Annotated in this window: 3 protein-coding genes; 2 read left to right on the top strand and 1 reads right to left on the bottom strand. The window is 40.0% G+C overall.

The features are described from left to right. A partial coding sequence (locus JR005_RS01290) for a GNAT family N-acetyltransferase (RefSeq protein ID WP_218665443.1) occupies positions 1 to 353 on the top strand: 353 nt, incomplete at its 5' end. A 61-nt stretch (positions 354 to 414) separates the two neighbouring features. Here the strand turns inward: JR005_RS01290 and JR005_RS01285 are convergent. Next, the gene (locus JR005_RS01285; protein ID WP_004996296.1) at positions 415 to 1,347 is read right to left on the bottom strand and encodes a rhodanese-related sulfurtransferase; all 933 of its coding nucleotides are present in this window, start codon (positions 1,345 to 1,347) and stop codon (positions 415 to 417) included. A 311-nt stretch (positions 1,348 to 1,658) separates the two neighbouring features. On the opposite strand from JR005_RS01285, the gene JR005_RS01280 reads away from it, so the two are divergent. After that, on the top strand, positions 1,659 to 2,120 hold a 462-nt coding region (locus tag JR005_RS01280; protein WP_218665442.1), incomplete at its 3' end, for a DUF1289 domain-containing protein.

Here is a 2,120-nt window from a genome sequence, read left to right as displayed (position 1 = left end):
CTGGGTTCTTAGTGATACAACGTGAAATTGAATCCAAAGGACCAGAAATTTTGGCGTATATTCAAGAGCATGCCAATATTTTAATTTTGCAGGAAACCCCTTTGGCAGATTTACGCTATGCAGCTTATGGTCCGATTTTGGTCGATGATCAGTTTCGTGGCAAAGGCGTTGCCAAAACCTTACATGATCAAGCCTTAAAAGAACTAAAAGCTGAAGGATTCGATGCCATTGTGGCTTTTATCGATGCGGATAATCCTATTTCCCTCAAAATCCATGATGCTTTGGGCATGCAAGTTTTAGATAAAGTGGTTTTGGCCTCGGGACAATTTTTTATCTTAGGGCAAATGGCGTAAAACCATAAAAAAGCCGAAATACGAATTTCGGCTTAAATCTATTCATGAATGCATAGAAATCTTAAAGACGCTTACGTTTTGCGGCGGCAATTTGTGACTGACGCATACGGAAACCTTCTTTTTGTTTCTCAGAAGTTTTGTCGATACAGTACACGCATGACACGCCATGTTCATAACTTGGTAAAGCTGATTCTTCAGGAGTTAAAGGCCAGCCACAGGCATGACATTTGATATTCTGACCTTCTTCCACGCCATGCGTCACCGCAGTTCGACCATCGAATACAAAACATTCGCCTTCCCATAAGCTTTCTTCGGCAGGCGTTTCTTCTAGATATTTTAAAATACCGCCTTTGAGATGATAAACCTCGTTAAAACCTTCTTGCAAAAGTAAAGAAGTTGATTTTTCACAGCGAATCCCGCCTGTACAAAACATGGCAATTTTTTTGTCTTTGTGCTGTTCCAGATTTTGTTTAACGTATTCTGGAAACTCACGAAAAGTTTCAGTTTTTGGATCAATCGCGCCTTTAAATGTTCCCGCTTTATATTCATAGTCATTGCGGGTATCGACCAATATCACATCGTCACGGCTAATCAGTTCGTTCCATTCTTTGGGATCAAGATAATGGCCGACTAAATCACGTGGTTTGACCTCAACACCTAAGGTCACAATTTCTTGTTTAAGTTTGATCTTCATTTTACGAAACGGTTTTTCAGAGCTTAGTGACTCTTTGTATTCCATCGCCTGAAAACCTTCATTCAATAAAAACTGACGAATCGTATCGATGGCCTGACGATCACCCGCAACCGTACCGTTAATTCCCTCACTTGCAACGATCAGAGTTCCACACAGATTGATGGTTTTGACTAGATCCAGAAGACGTTGCTGTAAATCGGCAGCATCATTGACTTCTTTGAATTGATATAGCGCGGCAACAACCCAATCAGTGGTCGCTTGCTGTTCTACAGGTGCAAGCTGTTCTACAGTAGCGTTCATGGAAAACTCCAAAAGATGAGAGAAAAATTCTGGCGCGTATTTTAGCGCGAAATATAGAATTAGGCGAGAAAGTAATACATTTCATAGGGATTATTTCAAAATCTAAAAAAGTATTTAGCTCATAATAAAATCTTTCTGATTACAGTGAGATATCCGCGGTGTGAAGATATACATCAAATAACTGTCGTATTTCTATTCAAAATACCAAGTATTGTGGTTAAAATTTCATTGCATACAAGATATAGTATAAGCAGATGAACTGGAATAAACGAAGCTCCATTTGATTGGGGCTTTACGCAGAGAGACAAATTTTGAGTAATGATCGCCGCATTCCAACGATAACCCCATGTGCAGGACGTTGTTCGACCACGTTCGGGGACAACGTATGTCGTGGCTGTCGACGTTTTAATCATGAAATTATTCGTTGGAATACCTTCACTTCCGAACAGCAGTTGACGATATGGAAACGCTTGGATTTGCAATTGGATCAAATTTTGATTCCGATGTTACCCAATGCCAATTTAATCGTGGTGATGCAATTTCTAGAGTTAAAGCGTGTTCGTGTACTTGAACATGCTACAACTGGACGTAAGCTTTATCATGCACTGAAATTATGTGAAAAAAATAAGCATCTGGCTGATGAAAGTGGACTAGCAATTACAGTTGATCAGGTTAAACCGTTATGGGTGGAGTTTGAAAGACGAATTCTGTCTTTAGCACAGGCCAGTTATGATTTTGCGTGGTTACGCGCAGATGGGATGCGTACTCATTTT

Origin of the sequence: Acinetobacter sp. Colony158 (assembly GCF_019264745.1) — a bacterium.
Classification (GTDB): Bacteria; Pseudomonadota; Gammaproteobacteria; order Pseudomonadales; family Moraxellaceae; genus Acinetobacter; species Acinetobacter ursingii.
This window is presented reverse-complemented; position numbering and strand designations above follow the sequence as displayed.

Bases quoted from the DNA above. Each gene is read 5' to 3' on its own strand.
- JR005_RS01285 (WP_004996296.1), bottom strand. From the start codon at position 1,347: ATGAACGCTACTGTAGAACAGCTTGCACCTGTAGAACAGCAAGCGACC.